The sequence below is a fragment of the Methylobacterium goesingense genome (genome assembly GCF_022179225.1).
In the GTDB taxonomy this organism is placed as follows: domain Bacteria; phylum Pseudomonadota; class Alphaproteobacteria; order Rhizobiales; family Beijerinckiaceae; genus Methylobacterium; species Methylobacterium goesingense.
Genome location: NZ_BPQL01000017.1, coordinates 1 through 16937 on the forward strand (window position 1 = coordinate 1; position 16937 = coordinate 16937).

The 16937-nt window shown below is 69.6% G+C and carries 10 protein-coding genes; 5 read left to right on the forward strand and 5 right to left on the reverse strand.

What is annotated here, in order from left to right:
• Positions 1 to 107: SufE family protein (locus MFF30_RS03340; RefSeq protein ID WP_238276740.1), on the forward strand; the 107-nt coding region annotated here is incomplete at its 5' end.
• Positions 108 to 240: 133 nt separating this feature from the next.
• On the opposite strand, the gene MFF30_RS03345 is transcribed toward MFF30_RS03340, so the two are convergent.
• Positions 241 to 1050, reverse strand: coding sequence for a DUF6456 domain-containing protein (locus MFF30_RS03345; protein WP_238276535.1), 810 nt, complete (start codon positions 1048 to 1050; stop codon positions 241 to 243).
• Positions 1051 to 1276: 226 nt separating this feature from the next.
• The gene (locus MFF30_RS03350) at positions 1277 to 1711 is read right to left on the reverse strand and encodes a Ros/MucR family transcriptional regulator (protein ID WP_238276537.1); all 435 of its coding nucleotides are present in this window, start codon (positions 1709 to 1711) and stop codon (positions 1277 to 1279) included.
• Positions 1712 to 2300: 589 nt separating this feature from the next.
• Here MFF30_RS03350 and MFF30_RS03355 point away from each other — a divergent pair.
• Together MFF30_RS03355 and MFF30_RS03360 are read left to right on the forward strand one after the other, a co-directional pair.
• Positions 2301 to 4508, forward strand: coding sequence for a S9 family peptidase (locus MFF30_RS03355; protein WP_238276539.1), 2208 nt, complete (start codon positions 2301 to 2303; stop codon positions 4506 to 4508).
• A 597-nt stretch (positions 4509 to 5105) separates the two neighbouring features.
• Positions 5106 to 7472: a hemolysin gene (locus tag MFF30_RS03360; RefSeq protein ID WP_238276541.1), complete on the forward strand. Its 2367-nt coding sequence runs from the start codon at positions 5106 to 5108 to the stop codon at positions 7470 to 7472.
• Between the two features lie 236 nt (positions 7473 to 7708).
• Here MFF30_RS03360 and MFF30_RS03365 read toward each other — a convergent pair whose 3' ends face one another.
• The 3 genes from MFF30_RS03365 to MFF30_RS03375 form a co-directional block, all read right to left on the reverse strand.
• Positions 7709 to 11368, reverse strand: coding sequence for an AsmA family protein (locus tag MFF30_RS03365; RefSeq protein ID WP_238276543.1), 3660 nt, complete (start codon positions 11366 to 11368; stop codon positions 7709 to 7711).
• A gap of 624 nt (positions 11369 to 11992) precedes the next feature.
• A complete protein-coding gene (locus MFF30_RS03370) occupies positions 11993 to 12247 on the reverse strand; it encodes a hypothetical protein (protein ID WP_238276545.1) in 255 nt (84 codons plus the stop codon).
• 158 nt (positions 12248 to 12405) lie between these two features.
• Positions 12406 to 13299 (reverse strand): LysR family transcriptional regulator, encoded by an 894-nt coding sequence (locus MFF30_RS03375; protein WP_238276546.1) that lies wholly within the window; start codon positions 13297 to 13299, stop codon positions 12406 to 12408.
• A gap of 93 nt (positions 13300 to 13392) precedes the next feature.
• Here MFF30_RS03375 and MFF30_RS03380 point away from each other — a divergent pair, with 93 nt between their 5' ends.
• Together MFF30_RS03380 and MFF30_RS03385 are read left to right on the forward strand one after the other, a co-directional pair.
• Positions 13393 to 14265 (forward strand): SDR family oxidoreductase, encoded by an 873-nt coding sequence (locus tag MFF30_RS03380; protein WP_238276549.1) that lies wholly within the window; start codon positions 13393 to 13395, stop codon positions 14263 to 14265.
• A 181-nt stretch (positions 14266 to 14446) separates the two neighbouring features.
• Positions 14447 to 16813 (forward strand): ATP-dependent helicase, encoded by a 2367-nt coding sequence (locus MFF30_RS03385; protein ID WP_238276551.1) that lies wholly within the window; start codon positions 14447 to 14449, stop codon positions 16811 to 16813.
• The last annotated feature ends 124 nt before the right edge of the window (positions 16814 to 16937 follow it).

A 16937-nucleotide genomic window follows, 5' to 3' on the forward strand; every position in this document is an offset into this window, starting at 1 on the left:
TCTTCAAGGAGATCGGCCTCGGCGCCCACCTCACCTCCAAGCGCTCAAACGGCGTGCGCTCCATGGCCGAGCGCATCCACCGGGACGCCGCCCGCTTGGCGGCTTGAGGCCCAATTGGCGGCCTGACGACCGCTCTGCGGCACCGCTCTGCGGCCTGAGGTCCGCGCGCCTGCCAGCACGGGTGCGGGGGGGACGCGGGGCCTGTGACTTGGGGCCCGGGGGCTTGGGGCCTTCCTCCTCTCACGCGCCGTCCGCTGCCCGCCACAGGCGCAGGCGGCCGCGCTCGGGACCGACGGCCTCCCGCTCCAGGCCGTAATGCTCGGCCAGCCGCGCCAGGGCGATGCGGGCCACCACCTTGGCCGAGCGCGCCGGCCAGCGCCGCTCCGCCTCGATCCGCTCCAGCCCCTTCAGGAAGCCGCAGAGGTCGATCAGCAGGCCCGAAAGGTCGTTGCCGACGGCGGTCAGCGCCGCCCGCACGCGCTGGCGCGCGGCCAGCATCGCATCCGATCCCGCCGCGGGGTCGCGCGGGCCCGAGCCGTCGACGGACACGCCGCTCCAGTCCTGGCCCATCCGGGGCATCAGCGAGGCCACCGTGAGGTCGCGGCGCAGGCGCTCGCCCGCCTCGAAGCAGGCCGCGTCGATGAGCGGGGCGCCGTCGCGGTCGCGCCGCCGGGCCATCCAGGCGAGGGGACTCTCGGACGCGTCGCGCTGCGGCCGGTCCGGCTCCGGCGCGTCGCCCACGAGGTCGAGGTGCTGGGCGAGGAAGGGGCTGTGCGCCCCGGCCCGCTCCCGGCGCAGGCGGGCGCGCCCCGCCGGGCTGATCGTCAGGCGGGCCCGGCGCCCGCCCGCCTGCTCCGCGAGGTCGGTGGCCAGGAGCTCCCGCCCCGCCGCCGGTGCGAAGCGGCCGCCGCCGAGGGAGACGCCGCGTCCACCCTCCCGCACGATCCAGCCGGCAGGCTCGGCCGGGTCCGTGATCGCGTAGGCGCCCTCGCCGGCGAGCGCAGCCAGCAGGCGCGTGGCGTCCCGGCCGAGGGGAGCGGCGCCGGGCACGGCCCGAACCCTCCGGGCGGCGGGACTCGGGGCGGCGGAAGCGGCGGGAGACCGAGCGATGTTCATGATTTGTTCCATTACACATACCGGCGGCATCGGGGTGCCGTGCGACGATGGTAAGGGAAAAATATCCTAGATCAAGACTTGACGCGTCGGACCCGTCAGCCGGTTTCGAGCATGCCCGGAGGGACGCTGCTCGAAACCGGTTTGAAGACGGATCGGCCGTTCAGGCCGCTTCGTCGTAATTGCCGTTGCGAGTCTGGCCGAGGCCGATCGCCTTGGCGAGATCGGAGCGGGCCTTGGCGTAGTTCGGGGCAACCATCGGGTAGTCAGCCGGCAGGCCCCACTTGGCGCGGTACTGCTCGGGGCTCATGTCGTACTTCGCGCGCAGGTGGCGCTTGAGCGACTTGAAGGTGCGGCCGTCCTCAAGACAGACGATGTGATCCGCCGTGATGGACTTCTTGACAGGAATCGCCGGCTGCAGGGGTGCGTTGGAGGCCTTGGTCTCGACCTGGCCACTGCCGACCTGCGTCAGGGCGGTGTGGATGCGGGTGATCAGCTGGGCCAGCTCGCCCGGGGGAACCGGGTTGTTGCTCACGTAGGCCGACACGATGTCGACGGTGAGTTCCACATAATCAGCAGATTGTTCGATGTCGTTCATAACTGGAAGGACTCTCCTTAAAGCGACGTGCGGACAGGCATCAGAGCACCCCGAACGTTTTCACATTGGCCGGTGCCTGGCGCAGGGATCGAATCCCCTGTTTTCTCCCGTCACTCACAACGCAGTACGGTACGCAGCGACTTCGCCCGCCACATTATCTAGGTAGGATATTCGCGATGATGTCGCAAGACGGTTCCCAGCAGTCCCCGTAATCTTGAACAACTAGAGCGAACAATATTTCTAAGGATGCCGCTTGCCGGTTCACCCTGGTCTTGGCGGGAGGAACCGGCAGCCCCGCGCGACCCTGGCAGATTGCCGCAGCCCGGACACGGTTCCGCGATGCCGCCCCGCCCGCCCCGCTTGCCTGCGGACGGGGCAGCGGGCACATGGCGCGGATGAAACCTTCGGCGGCAGGGGCCGGCGTGGAATCGCCCCTGACCGGAGACGGCCGACATTCCAAGGGCATAGCTTGGATGAGGCGCTCCGCCGGCCAGCATTCGATCGCACGAAACCTGCGCGAACCGGCATCGACGCAGATCAAGACCCGACTCGACATCGTCCTTCCGCACTGTTTCCAGGATTTTTCGCGATGACGTCCCCCTCGACTTCGATCCCCGTTTCGGCGGCCGCCCCGGTCGCGGAGGTGCGGCCTCACACCGACACGGTCCACGGTCATGTGCTGCGCGACGACTACGCCTGGCTGAAGGCCGAGAACTGGCGGGACGTGCTCAAGGACCCCGCTGCCCTGCCGGCGGACATCCGGGCCTATCTGGAGGCGGAGAACGCCTATTCGGAGACGGCGCTCGCCGGTACCGAGCCCCTGCGCAAGGCGCTGGTGGCCGAGATGCGGGCCCGCATCCGGGAGGACGACAGCAGCGTTCCCGAGCCCGACGGCCCTTTCTCCTATTACACCCGCCACCGCGAGGGCGGGCAGCACCCGCTCGTCTGCCGGCGCCCGCGCACGATCGTGGTCATTCCCGGCCAGGGCGCCGAGACCGCCGCCGACGGCGGGCCCGAGGCGGGCGAGGTCATCCTGCTGGACGGTGACCACGAGGGGGCGGGCCTCGCCTTCTTCGAGATCGCGGCGGCGGTGCATTCCGACGATCACCGGCTGCTCGCCTGGAGCGCCGACACCAAGGGCTCGGAACTGCACACCATCCGGGTGCGCGACCTCGAGACCGGCAGGGATTTCGACTCCGGCAAGGATTTCGACTCCGGCAAGGATCTGGACTCCGGCACGGAGGCGGCGGATCGGATCGAGGCCACCACCGGCGAGGCCGTCTGGAGCGCCGACAGCCGCGCGTTCTACTACGTCGCGGTCGACGAGAACCATCGCCCCGCCCGCGTGATGCGCCACGTCCTCGGCACGCCGCAGGCGGCCGACACCCTCGTGTACGAAGAGGCCGATTCCGGCTTCTTCGTGCATATCGAGGAGACCCAGTCGGGCGACTACCTCGTCGTCACCGCCAGCGACCACGAGACCTCGGAGGTCCACCTCCTCGACCGCCGGGCGCCCGACGCGACCCTGACCGTGGTGCAGCCGCGCCAGCCCCTGCTGATCTACTCGGTGGAGAACTGGGCGAGCCACCTCTTCATCCTCACCAACGCGGACGGCGCCGAGGACTTCAAGATCGTCACAGCGCGGATCGCGGCGCCGGGCCGCGAGAATTGGACCGACGTTGTCCCGCATCGCCCAGGCGTGATGATCCGCCACCAGCACGTCATCGCCGACCACATGGTGCGCCTCGAGATCGAGGAGGCGCGCCCCCGCATCGTGGTGCGCGACAAGCAGGGCAGCGAGCACATCGTCGCTTTCGCCGAGGAGGCCTATTCCCTCGGCCTCCAGCCCGGACACGAGTTCGAGACGGCGGTGATCCGCTTCACCTACTCGTCGATGACCACGCCGGCCGAGACCTACGACTACGATTGCGCCACCCGCGCCCGGCAGTTGCGCAAGCGCCAGACCGTGCCGAGCGGCCACGAACCGGCCGACTACGTCACCCGCCGCCTGTTCGCGACCGCGCCCGACGGGGCGAGCGTGCCGATCTCTCTGCTGCACCGGCGCGACACCCCCCTCGACGGAACCGCGCCGCTGCTCCTCTACGGCTACGGCTCCTACGGCACGCTGATGCCGGCGGCCTTCCGCACCAACCTGCTGTCCCTCGTCGACCGGGGCTTCGTCTACGCCATCGCCCACGTGCGCGGCGGGACCGAGAAGGGCTGGGGCTGGTACCTCGACGGCAAGCGGGAGAAGAAGCCGAACACCTTCACGGACTTCGTCGCCTGCGGCCGAGCCTTGATCGCGGCGAACTACACCGCGCAAGGCCGCATCGTGGCTCATGGCGGCTCGGCCGGCGGCATGCTGATGGGCGCGGTCGCCAATCTCGCGCCGGAGCTGTTCGCCGCCATCGTGGCCGACGTGCCCTTCGTCGACGTGATGAACACCATGCTCGACGGCAGCTTGCCGCTCACTCCTCCGGAATGGCCCGAATGGGGCAACCCGCGCGAGAGCCTGGAGGCCTTCGAGACCATCCTGGCCTACTCGCCCTACGACAACGTGCGTCCCCAGGCCTATCCGGCGATCCTGGCGCTCGGCGGCCTCACCGACCCGCGCGTAACCTACTGGGAGCCGGCCAAGTGGGTGGCGCGCCTGCGCGCCACCATGACCGGGGGCGGCCCGGTTCTCCTGCGCATCAACATGGAGGCCGGCCACGGCGGTGCGGCCGGCCGCTTCGACCGCCTGGAGGAAGTCGGCCTGATCCAGGCCTTCGCGCTGTTGGCGGTGGGCAAGGCCTGAGCGGTCACAGGGGCCGGAATCGGCGGCGGTCCGGGGCAGGACCGCCGAGACCGAGCTCCAGATCCTGCAGAGTGACGGCGACATGCGCAACCGAGACCGGCAGGAATCTGGCCGAGATCCGGGGCAAGTGCTCGGATGTCCGGGATAAGTGCGTCGACCCCGTACGCCTCATCCCCGGCATGCCCGTGAAAGCTTATGCTGCTCGGCGACCGTTCGGTCCTGATCTGCCTGACGAAGCTGCTGGCGGACCAGATTGCCAAGGCTTGGCGCGAACAATGAAGAACACCAGGCCTCGCGTGCTTGTCACAACAGGTGACAAGACATCGATGCCCACCGTAGAAGAATGCTGAGCCCGACTGACTTGCGAAAATCGAAAATACTGTACCCGACTGCTTCAATGGCTTGATCGTTCTTCCAGGGAAGCATCAAGATTTACGAGTGCCCTATTTTGGAATAAGTCTTCTATATATCAAATATACATTTAGTATTTATCAATTTATACGAAAAATTTATCGATTGGTGAAATATTTTTAGCACATACAGCCGGTATGCCTGTCCTACACCACTTGCAGTTGCTTGGAGCAGGAGAGCCGCTAGATGACGACGATCACGACGAGGTGGGGAAACGAATGGTCGCGCGGTGTCGCGGGCGATAAGGCCGATCTGATGCTCGCCACCGCCCAGGCGGCCGCGAACAACTGGGCCAAGTACTTACAGGGTGACCAGGACATCGTGATCGATGTCGGGATCGGCAACGTCGGGGGGCCGGACTTTCTCGCCAATGGCGGTCCGATGTATCACTACAACGGCAGCTGGTGGGAAACGCCCGCCATCACCAAGGCTCGTGATGGCGTCGACATCAACGGCGACACCGCGGATGGCGTGTTGACGCTCGGCATCGAGAGCTTCGACAGGTTTTTCTACGACCCGAAGGCCGAGAATGCCGTTCCGGGCAACCAAACGGATGCTCTTTCCATCTTCACGCACGAAATCGGCCATGCCCTCGGGTTCGTCGGCATTTCCTGGCAGAACGACCAGTGGGGCAACCCGATCTTCGAAGGCCCCAACGTCACTGCGGTCGCCGGTCACGCGATCGGTATCGACGGCGGGCGGTCGCACATCTGGGGCGGCGAGAACATCATGGACCCCAATATCGGCACAGGAATCCGGGAGTGGATCTCGCCACTCGACCTCGCCGTCTTCCAGGATCTCGGCATGCCGATCGCCTCTGAGCGGGCCGATACCATCGGGCTCGGCAGTGTCAACGACACGTTCTTCGCTTTCGGCGGCGACGACCGGATCGACGGCGGCAGGGGCGACGACCGGATCGATGGCGGCGACGGCAACGACACCCTTCTCGGCGGCGACGGTAACGACACGCTGATCGGCGGCGCCGGCAACGACATCCTCGACGGCGGCTCCGGCCGCGATACGTTAGTCGGCGGCGCGGGCATCGACCGCGCTAACTTCTCCGGTCGGAGCACCGATTACGCCATCGTCTACGACGCCGCCAGCACCGCCGGCGCGTTCTCCATCAAGCACATCGCCACAAACACCGTCGACACCCTCACGGGCATCGAGACCCTGATGGTCGGTGACGTCGAACTCGACGTGAAGGGCCTGCTCGCCCACCTGAAGGGGCGTTTCGGGCCCATCGCGGCCGGGTCGAACAAGACCTTCGAGATGCCGCTGGTCGCGGCCTCCGACGATCCGTACGTCTACGATATCCCCGAGATCGACGGCGCGTTCGTGGCGAGCGCCCTGGTGCGGTTCGACAACCTCGCCGGCGGCAACTACCAGCGTGTCTTCGACACCGGCAACGGGGCCAAGAGCGACAATGTCTGGCTCGGTCAGGTCAGCCACAGCCGCGACATGGCCTTCGAGATCTTTTCCGGCTCGACCCCGTACCGGATCGTGGCCAAGAACGCCATCGTTCAGGGCGTCGAGGCGCGCTGGACCGCCGCCGTGGACGCGAACGGGCACATGAGTCTGTACAAGGACAACGTGCTCCTCGCTCAGGGCCAGGGCGTTGTGCCCCGAGACGTCGACCGCGCGAACGAATTTGTGGGTAAGTCCAACTGGTCTTGGGACACGAAACTCGCCGGCACCGTCTACGACCTCAGCTTCAAGGCGGACCCTATCGTCGACATCGACGGAGCGTTCTCCGCCACCGTGAAGGCACGCTTCGACGACCTCGATGCGGGCGCCTGGCAGCGGATCTACGATTTCGGCAACGGGCCCAATAGCGACAACGTGTGGCTGGGCCAGGTCGGCACCTCCAGCGACATGCAGTTCGCCATCGTGAACGGGGACAAGGTCGGGCAGGTGATCGCCAAGAACGCGATCGTGGAGGGCAAGGAGGCCACTTGGACGACCAGCGTCAACGAGGCGGGCTGGATGCGCCTGTTCAAGGATGGCGCAATCGTCGCCGAAGGGCAGGGCGTCGTGCCGAAGGACGTCGACCGCGCCAACGAGTTCGTCGGCAAGTCGAACTGGTCAAATGACAAACCGCTGGTCGGCGAGGTAAGCCACCTGGAGATCACCCCGAACAAGGCTATTCCCGAGATCGCCGGCGCCTTCAAGATGTTCGCCGAGGTGCGGTTCGACGATCTCGATGCCGGTGCCTTCCAGCGCGTCTTCGATACCGGCAACGGGGCCGGGAAGGACAACATCTGGCTTGGGCAGGAACGGACCGGCGACGACATGGTGTTCGAGATCTTCACCGGTCGGACCCCGCATCGGATCACCGCACGGGACACGATCGTGGAGGGCGAGACGGCGACTTGGCAGGCGAGCGTGGACGATACCGGCTACATGCGCCTGTTGAAGAACGACACTCTGGTGGCCGAGGGTCAGGGCGCGGTTCCCCTCGACGTCGTGCGCACCAGCGATCTCGTCGGCCATTCGAACTGGTCGACCGACGCCGCCCTGGTTGGGCATATCAATGAGCTGATCTTCCTATGATACTGGACCTCGATGGGTCCGCCCCATCGAGGTCCGCCCGCGCGGCGGCGGCCCGTCCGCCGAACTTCACTGACCCCGGCCGTGGGTCGGGGTCAGTGAGACCAGATAAGAGGCGGGGCCCGCGCCTCCCGCTTCACCAGACTGCATTCCGACGAAGTGGAAACCGGTTCGTCGCCGAAATGCACGGCAACACAAGAGCCTAGAGCCGCCGGCCTGATGCGGTCAGGTCGGCGACTCTAGGGCCCTGACGCCGGAACCTCGCCGCCCTGGGGCGGCTCCGGCTCGGAGCGCTGGCGGCGAACCGCCTCCCGCGCCGCCGCCTCTTTGGCCGCGGCCTCTTCGGCGGCCTTCTCCGCAGCCTGCTGCGCCCGCAGGCGGGTCTGACGCGCGGCCTCCTCAGCGGCCGCCTTCTCGGCCGCGGCCCGGTCGGCGGCGGCCTTCAGGGCGGCGGCGCGGGCCTTGTCCATCTCGATGCGGCCGCGTCGGCGCGCCCGCTCAGTTTGGTCGGCCTCGAACAGCTCGATCTTCTCCAGTTCCCGTTGCAGCACCAGGGCGGCGAGGCCGTTCGTGGCCGCCCCGGCATCGAGGCTGCGCTCCGGCGCCCGCAAGGGGCCGCCGAACCCGAGCTGGATCGACGGGGCCGCCCCGCTCCAGCCCTTCGGGCCGGCGGCGGCCGTGAGGGTGCCGCGTGCATCGAGTCGGGCGTCGCGTAGGTCGAGGCCAAGGGTGCCTATCCAGCGGCCTGCGCCGAGGTCGAGGGTGAGCGGACCCGTCCGCAGGGCGCCGCCCACAAGGCTGATCGGGCTCGTCACCAGCCCCTTCGTCGCGAGGGGGCCGGCGCTGAGTTCCTCCGCCACCAGGGCCTGTAGGCGCCCCTCCCGGAGGGGATCGTCCTCCGCCAGCGCCCGGGTGAGGGCACGGGCGAGGCCGGCGGGATCGGCGCCCGGCAGTCCGAGGCCGCCGAGGGTGAGGGTGCCGCTGCCGCCGAGATTGTTCGTCAGCCCGGTGGCGCTCTCCCCCGAGGTGCCGAAGCGCAGTTGCGCCGTGACCCGGCCCGCCACGGGGCCGCCGCCGGCCAGTTCGGCGATCCCCGCATCGGTGACCTGGCCCTCTCCCGAGATCGCCGCCGCGCCGCCCTGGCGCGAGAGGGTGGCGCTGCCGGCGATCCGGCCGCCCGCCAGGGCGCCCGAGAGGTCGCGGAGCGCCAGGGTGTCCCCGTCGAGCGCGGCGCTGAATCCGGCCCCCGTCGCGGTGAGCCCGCGCCCGAGGTCGAGGGCATCGACCCGCAGGGCCAGGGTGACGGGTGGCCGCCCCTCCGGGACCGGCGCGAAGCGCAGGCTGGCCGGGGCCTGACCCGACCCGCGCGCTGCCTGCACGGGCAGGATCGTGGCCTGGGCGAGGAAGGGCAGGGACAGGCGCGCCAGGGTGGCGCTGCCGCCGATCTCGCCCGAGGGCGCGCGGTTCAGGTCGGCCGAGACCGGCTGGCCCGCGATGCGGCCGACCACCGCCACCCGGGCATCGGCCCCGGCGCGCGAGAGGCGTAGGCCGAGTTCCGCCGGCCAGGGTTCGGCCGAGGGCGGGGCGCTACTGCCCGCCAGCGTCAGGAATGGCGCGAGGTCGGGCAGGGACACATGCAGCTCCCCGGCGCGCGGGAAGGGCTCTCCGGCCGCAAGCAGCAGGGGTTGCACCGTCGCGAGGGTGAGGTCGGCGATGGTGCCGGTAAGGCGTAGGGCGAGGCCGGCCTCGGGGGCGCCGGGCAAGGCGGGACTTTCCGCCCCGACGAGGCGCACGCGGCCGGGCCGGCGCAGGGCGGCGATGTCGGGCCGCCCGAACCAGGGGGCGGCGTCGGGCGCCGCGATCGTGAGGTCGAGGGCCGCGATGCGCCCCGCCCGGCTCAGGAGGTCGAGGTCGAGGGTGCCCCCGGCCGCGGCGCCCTTGGCCACGACACGCAGGGTGTCGGCCGCGCCCGCGTCGCGTTCCAGGCTCACGGCGAGGTCGAGGGCGCCCGCCCGCAGGAAGGCTGGCACCGCCCGGGCCTCGGTGATCCAGACCCGGTCGAGGAGCGCGAACAGGGGGGCGGCCACCGCCGCCGAGACCCGTCCGGCGATGCGGCCGGTGCCGTCGGGGGCGATCCGCCCGGAGAGCCGGGCGTTGGCACCGGCCAGATCGGTGATATCGAGGCTGTCGACCGCGAGGCCGGCGCCGTCGGACTGGATGCTGGCCGCGATTGTACCGTTGCCCGAATGCGCCCCGGCCGGCCCGTAGCGCACGTCGCGGGCCTGGAGGGTGAGGCCGAGATCGTGGCCTTTGAGTTCCGCCAGCGCCCCGCTCAGGGAGGGCAGGGCGGCGATGTCGATGCCCTGGCCCACCAGCTGCGCGTCGAAGCGCCCGCGGCCCGCTCCCTCGGCGGCGGTGTAGCGGGCATTGCCGGTGATGCGGGCCTCACCGAGGTTGAGGCGCAGGTTGCGCAGCGAGAGGCTGGGCGAGGCCACCGAGAGGTCGGTGCCGAGCTGGACCGGGCGCCCGTCCATCACCGCCACGGCAGGTCCCTCGAGGCCGAGGCGGCGCAGGTAGCGGCCGAGCCCGTCCGAGGCCGGCGTGTCGAGGGCGAGGTGGCCGCTGAAGCGCAAGCCCCCCGTGGTGTCGATCTCGCCGCTGGCGTTGAGCACCGCCGCGCCCGGCGCGGTGACGTCGAGGCGGCGCAGGACGAGACCGCCGGTGCGGTCGAGGGTGGCGGCGACGGCGAGGCCCGACCATTCGTCGAGGCCCAGGGCCACGGTTTCCACCGCGAGGTCGAGGTCGAGCATGATGGGTAGACCGGCCCAGCCGCGTGCGCCGGCGCCCCGAGCCTCGGCGGTTGGCAGGCCGCGCGCGATCAGCGCTTGCCCCCCCGCCGAGGTCAGGAAGGCGTCGAGGTCGAGGCGCCGGGCGCCGAGGGCGAGGGCGCCGCGCCACTGCCGCAGGTCGAGCCGCCCGGTGCCGCCGAGGCGCAGGGCCTGACCGCCGGGGTCGATCTCGAGGGCGACGTCGCTGAAGGCCACCGCCAGGCCGCGCCCGGTGAATTTGCCGCCCAGCGAGAACGGCAGGTAGGCGCCCGCCGCCTGGACTGGGGGGCCGACCACGATCCTTGCAGTACCCTCCGCCGCCGGCACCAGGACGCGCAGGCCTGCCGCCTTGAGCGCGGCGGCGCGGCCGGCCGGTTCCGCTTTCGGCGGCGCCAGGGTGATGCGCGCATCGGCCTCGAAGCGGGGCTGGGTGTCGCCGCCGCCCGAGATCTTCACGGCGACCCCGTCCGCTCCCGCCTCGCCGGTGGCGATCCGGAACGGCACGCCCCGGCTGGTGCCCTCGACCCGCCACGGGCCGAGGAGGGCGGGGGCCGAGACCTGCAGGGACTCGGCGTAGAATTGCTCGGTCCGCCCCGTGGCGGGCACCTGGGTGGTGAGCACGAACTGGCGGATCGCGAAGTCCTCGATGGCGAGGTCGCGCGTCGCGGCAGGCCAGCCCTCCGCCGGAACCAGCACGCCCTCGCCTTCGCTGACGGGCAGCTTCACCTCGGCCCGGCCGATCCGGGTCTCGGTGAAGCGGACCTCGCCCTTGAGGAGGGGTGCCAGGGCGACCTCCGCCCGGACCCAGTGCAGATCGAGGCCCGGCGTCTCGCCGCCCGGTTTCTCGGTGGCGCCGGGGCCGAGCCGGAGCCGGTCGAGCTTCAGGCGCGGGGAGGGCAGCAGGCGTAATCCGATGCGCCCCTCGGTGTGGGCCTCGACCCCGAGGGAGCGCGCGATCGTCCGGTCGAGGGTGCCGCGGTAGCCCTCCCAGGCCACGAAGGGCGGCACGGCGAGCGCCGCCACGAGGAGCAGGATGACGCCGCCCGCCAGCGCGGTCAGGAGGTCACGCACCGTTACTGTTCCGCCTCGTTACTTGAACCCGCTGCGGCATAGCACACCGGACACGGAATGCGCCTCCGTTCCGGCGCGCGCGGGCCGGAGGGGCGGGCGTGCCCGAACGGGCGGGTCAAACCGTCGCCGCGTCGATCGCCCTCCGTCCGTCCCGTCGCCGAGGTGCGTCGGAACACTTGCATGCGGAATGTGCATTTAGCGCTCGGAATGGGCAGGGTCGAATAGTCGTCTATCCTTATGTTCGCAAAAAAGCATAAGGATTAAACAAAATGCGCATCATATCAGCTTTCACGCTGGCGATGATGGTTGTCGCGCTGTCTGTTTCGGATGTGAGTGCTCGTAAAAAAGGCAAGTCTCCGGGATATCGTCCCCCTCCGCAAGCGCAGACTTGGCCGGCCCCCGGCCTTCGCGGTCGGGCCGACCTGCGACGCGACCCCCTGGGGATCATCCAACGCCAGGGTGTGAGCAGCCTCTACGGGGGGATGGGCAACATGGGCGGCGGTTCCGGGCGCAGCGCCAATACGGGCGTTGGGCTGGGGGCTCATGGCAACAGCCAGGGCCCCCGCTTCTGATGGTGGCCCGCCGTCCCCCGGTCGGCCGTGGGGCCGCCGGGGTGCGGCAGGCTCAACGCCGACCCGGAACCACGATCGGCGCGGCGGGCGCGTTCGGCCGGAACAGGTCGCCGCGCTCGATCTGCATCCGGGTCTGGTTGCTGTTGAACTGCTGGCGCTGCTCGATGCCGCGGATTTCGCTGCGGTTGGAGAGCCGGTCGTTGGTGGCGTTGAGGCTGTTGATGGCGCCGTTCGAGGATTGGGCGAGGGCGGGGCCGGCGGCGAGCAGCGCGAGGGCGGTGATGAAGAGGGTGGGGGAGGCGCGCATGGGGTCGTCCTTGCGTGAAGGGGGTTGATCCTGATCTGGTGAGGCGACGCGCCGGTGGGAAGGCGGGTTCCCGCGAGACAGGCCATCGAGCGGGCGGGAGACGCCCGACCTCGGATCGGGCCATTGAAGCGCCGACCGGGCGCCGGGAATCCATCCCGTCATCCGCCGATATGCGCGGCGAGCTCGTCGGCGGTTCCCATCGGGAAGGCCTCCTTCAGATGGTCGAGGAAGGCGGAAACGCGCGCGCTCAGCAGACGCCGCGACGGATAGAGGGTCCAGAGGGCGATGTCCGGTTCGTCGAGGTCGCCCCACGAGACCAGCCTTCCGGCGGCCAGATCCTGTTTGACGAGGGAGATGGGAAGGCGCCCGACACCGACGCCCGCTCGGACCGCATCGCGGACCATCATCAGCGACGGCAGATTCAGGACAGGATCGGCGGCGATGCTGGACCGTCCGGCGGAGGATGTCATGGTCCAGGTCATCGGGCCCTCCATCGGCCCGCGTACGATGGCCGGCGCCGTCGCGCCGTGCGCCGGCAGGAGCAGGCCCGGCGCCGCCACGACGACCAGCCGGTCGCGCAGGAAGATGCGGCCGACCAGGCTCGCATCCGGGTCGGGATTGACCCGGATCGCGAGGTCGTAGCCTTCCTCCACCATGTCGACGGCACGGTCCTCCGTGGTGACCTCCAGCCGGACATCGGGATGTTTCAAGGCGAACCCCGCTGAGAGTTTGCCCATCGCGGTCTGGGAGAACAGCACGGGCGCGCTGATGCGCAGCCGACCCCGGGGCCTATCCCCGCCCGTGGCGATGGCCGCCGCCAATTCGTCGATCTCCGTCAGCAGGACCCGCGTCCGCTCGTGGAGCGCCCGGCCTTCCTCGGTTAGCTTCAGGGTGCGCGCACCGCGCTCGAAGAGGCGCAGCGCGAGGTCGGCCTCCAGCTCCGCGACACGGCGCGATAGGGTCGCCTTCGGCCGCCCTGCGGCGCGGGCAGCCCGTCCGAAGCCGCCATGCCTAGCGACGAGGTTGAAATCGGCGAGGGCGACGAGATCCATGTGTTCCACCAGTGAGACGGTCTATCCTAACAGGACGTCTCCCGGATCGCGCATCTTCGGGATGCCGCTCACGGCAAACCTGGAGAGACTCCGATGACCATTCTCATCACCGGCGCGACCGGTACCGTCGGACGCCACGTCGTCGATCAACTTGTGAAGCGCGGCGCCGACGTGCGCGCCCTGGTCCGTGAGCCTTCGAAGGCGCGATTGCCTGGGGAGGTCGCCGTGATCCAGGGCGACTTGATCGACGTGGATTCCGTGCGCAACGCCCTGTCGGGCGTCTCCACCCTGTTCCTGTTGAACGCCGTGGTGCCCGACGAATTCACGCAGGCCCTGATCGCTCTGAACCTCGCACGCGAGGCCGGGATCGAGCGGATCGTCTACCTGTCGGTGATTCACAGCGACCTCTACGTGAACGTGCCGCATTTCGCGGGCAAGTTCGGCGTCGAGCGGATGATCGAGGGCATGGGCTTCGACGCCATGATCCTGCGTCCCGCCTACTTCATGAACAACGATCTGACGATCAAGGATGTCGTGCTCGGCCACGGCGTCTACCCGATGCCGATTGGGACCCGGGGACTCGCGATGATCGATGCCGCCGACATCGGCGAGATCGCGGCCCTCGAACTGATCCGCCGCGAGCGGGCCGGAACGCCGCTTCCCTTCGAGCGGATCAACCTCGTCGGCCCCCAGACGCTGACCGGTCCGGACGTCGCCGCCATCTGGTCCGAGGTCCTGGACCGGCCGGTCGCTTACGGTGGCGACGACACCGGAGCCTTCGAGCGGAACCTCCGGCAACAGCACATGCCGGCCTGGATGGCTTTCGATATGCGCCTGATGTGCGAGCGCTTCCTGGAGTTGGGGATGCGGCCCGAGACCGGCGACGTCGATCGCCTCACCGCGCGGCTGGGCCGGCCCCTGCGGTCCTATCGCGATCTTGCCGGACAGTTCGCGGCTTCCGCCTGACGACCGGCGTGGGATCCCCGTACGGGCGACCCTGCGGCCGCGACTGTGACCGCGACCTTGGGGGCTGTCCTTCTGAGGCAGCCCCGCCTGCGGACTCAGGCGGGCGTCTACGCCGGATGGCGCCGCCCCCGGAACGCATCCCACCCTCGACGCCGTTCGCGTTTTGGTCCAGGGATGCGGGATGACCCAGCACTCCGACGCGGCCGGCGCATCCGCCTCCGACGCCGCTCCGACCTCCATCGCCGCCCGCGCCATGGCCTCGCTGCGGCCGCAGGGCTCGCCCTACCTCGAGGGCTTGAACGCCGAGCAGCGCCGCGCCGTCGAGGCGACGGACGGGCCGGTTCTCGTGCTGGCCGGGGCCGGCACCGGCAAGACCCGGGTGCTGACGACGCGCATCGCCCACCTCATCGCCACCGGCAAGGCGCGGCCCTTCGACATCCTCTCGGTGACCTTCACCAACAAGGCCGCCCGCGAGATGAAGCACCGCATCGGCGGGCTCATCGGCCCGGCGGGCGAAGGCATGCCCTGGCTCGGCACCTTCCATTCCATCGGCACCAAGATCCTGCGCCGGCACGCGGAGCTCGTGGGCCTGCGCTCGGACTTCACGATTCTGGGCATGGACGACCAGCTGCGCCTGATGAAGCAGGTCATCGTCGACCAGAACATCGACGAGAAGCGCTGGCCGGCCCGCGCCCTGTCCTCGGCCATCGACGGCTGGAAGAACCGCGGCCTCCTGCCCGAGCAGGTGCCGCCGGGCGAGGCCCAGGCCTTCGCCTTCGGCAAGGGCGGCGCGCTCTATTCCGCCTATCAGGCCCGGCTCCTGACCCTGAACGCCGCCGATTTCGGCGATCTCCTGCTGCTGTGCCTCAAGCTGTGGCGCGAGAACCCGGACGTGCTGGAAAACTACCAGCAACGCTTCCGCTACATCCTGGTCGACGAGTACCAGGACACCAACGTCGCCCAGTACCTTTGGCTGCGCCTGCTGGCGCAGGGCCACCGCAACGTGGCCTGCGTCGGCGACGACGACCAGTCGATCTACGGCTGGCGCGGTGCCGAGGTCGACAACATCCTGCGCTTCGAGCACGATTTTCCCGGCGCCGTGGTGGTGCGCCTCGAGCGCAACTACCGTTCCACCGGGCACATCCTCGCCGCCGCCTCCGGCCTCATCGCGAAGAACGAGGGGCGGCTGGGCAAGACGCTTCGCACCGAGGACGTGGCGGGCGAGAAGGTGACCGTGTCGGGCGCCTGGGATTCGGAGGAGGAAGCCCGTCAGGTCGCCGAAGCGATCGAGAGTTTGCAGGTCAAGCAGCACCCGCTCTCCGAGATCGCCGTGCTGGTGCGGATCTCCGCGCAGATGCGCGAGATCGAGGACCGCTTCGTCCAGCTCGGGCTGCCTTACCGGGTCATCGGGGGCCCGCGATTCTACGAGCGGGCCGAGATCCGCGACGCGCTCGCGTACCTGCGCGTCACCGCCAACCCCTCCGACGACCTCGCCTTCGAGCGCATCTTCAACACCCCGAAGCGCGGCCTCGGCGACGCGACCCTGCAGGCGCTGCACGCATTTTCCCGCGCGCAAGGGGTGCCGCTCCTCCAGGCCGCCCGCCTCGTGGTCGAGACCGACGAGTTGAAGCCCCGCGCCCGCTCCGGCGTGCGCGCCCTGGTCGAGAGCTTTTCACGGTGGTCGCGCCTCGTGGGAAGCCAGCCGCACTCGGAGGTGGCCCAGACCATCCTGGAGGAATCCGGCTACACCGAGATGTGGCAGAAGGAGAAGTCGGCCGACGCCGCCGGGCGCCTGGAGAACCTCAAGGAGTTCGTGCGCTCCATGGAGGAGTTTCCCGATCTCGCCGCCTTCCTGGAGCACGTTTCTCTCGTCATGGAGGCCAGCGAGCAGGAGGGGGCCGACAGGGTCTCGCTGATGACCCTGCACGCCGCCAAGGGCCTGGAATTCGACACCGTGTTCCTGCCCGGCTGGGAGGACGGCCTGTTCCCGAACCAGCGGGCGCTGGACGAGAGCGGCCGCGCCGGCCTCGAGGAGGAGCGGCGCCTCGCCCATGTGGGCCTGACCCGCGCCCGCAAGCGCGCCAAGCTGTCCTTTGCCGTCAACCGGCGCATCCACGGCCTGTGGTCCTCCACAGTGCCGAGCCGTTTCATCGACGAGCTGCCTGAGGACAGCGTCGATGTGCTCGACGCCCCCGCCCATTTCTCGGCCGGGGCCTCGCGCTTCGACCGCAACCCGACGCCCTTCGGCTCCTCCTACGGCACGCCGGGCTGGCAGCGGGCCCAGGCCAACACGGCGCAGAGCGGCAATGCCAACGGCTACGGGGTCGGTAACCGGACGCCGACCAATCGCGGCGGCCCGCGCCAGATCGAGGGCGAGCTCATCGCCAAGTCGACGGGGGCGCCCTCGGCGTTCAGCGTCGACATGCGGGTGTTCCACACCAAGTTCGGCCCCGGCACCGTCGCGGGTGTGGACGGCAACAAGCTTACCGTTGATTTCGACAAGGCCGGCCGGAAGATGGTGCTCGACAGCTTCATCCAGGCGGCCTGATCGCGGGGCGCCGGAGGCTGCGGAGGGCGTCGCCGGATGCGGACCGCGTCTTCTTCGACACAGGACCCGGCAATCGGCCGGCGCCGCGCGATTTCTGCCGCGGCGCAGCATCGGCGCAGACTTT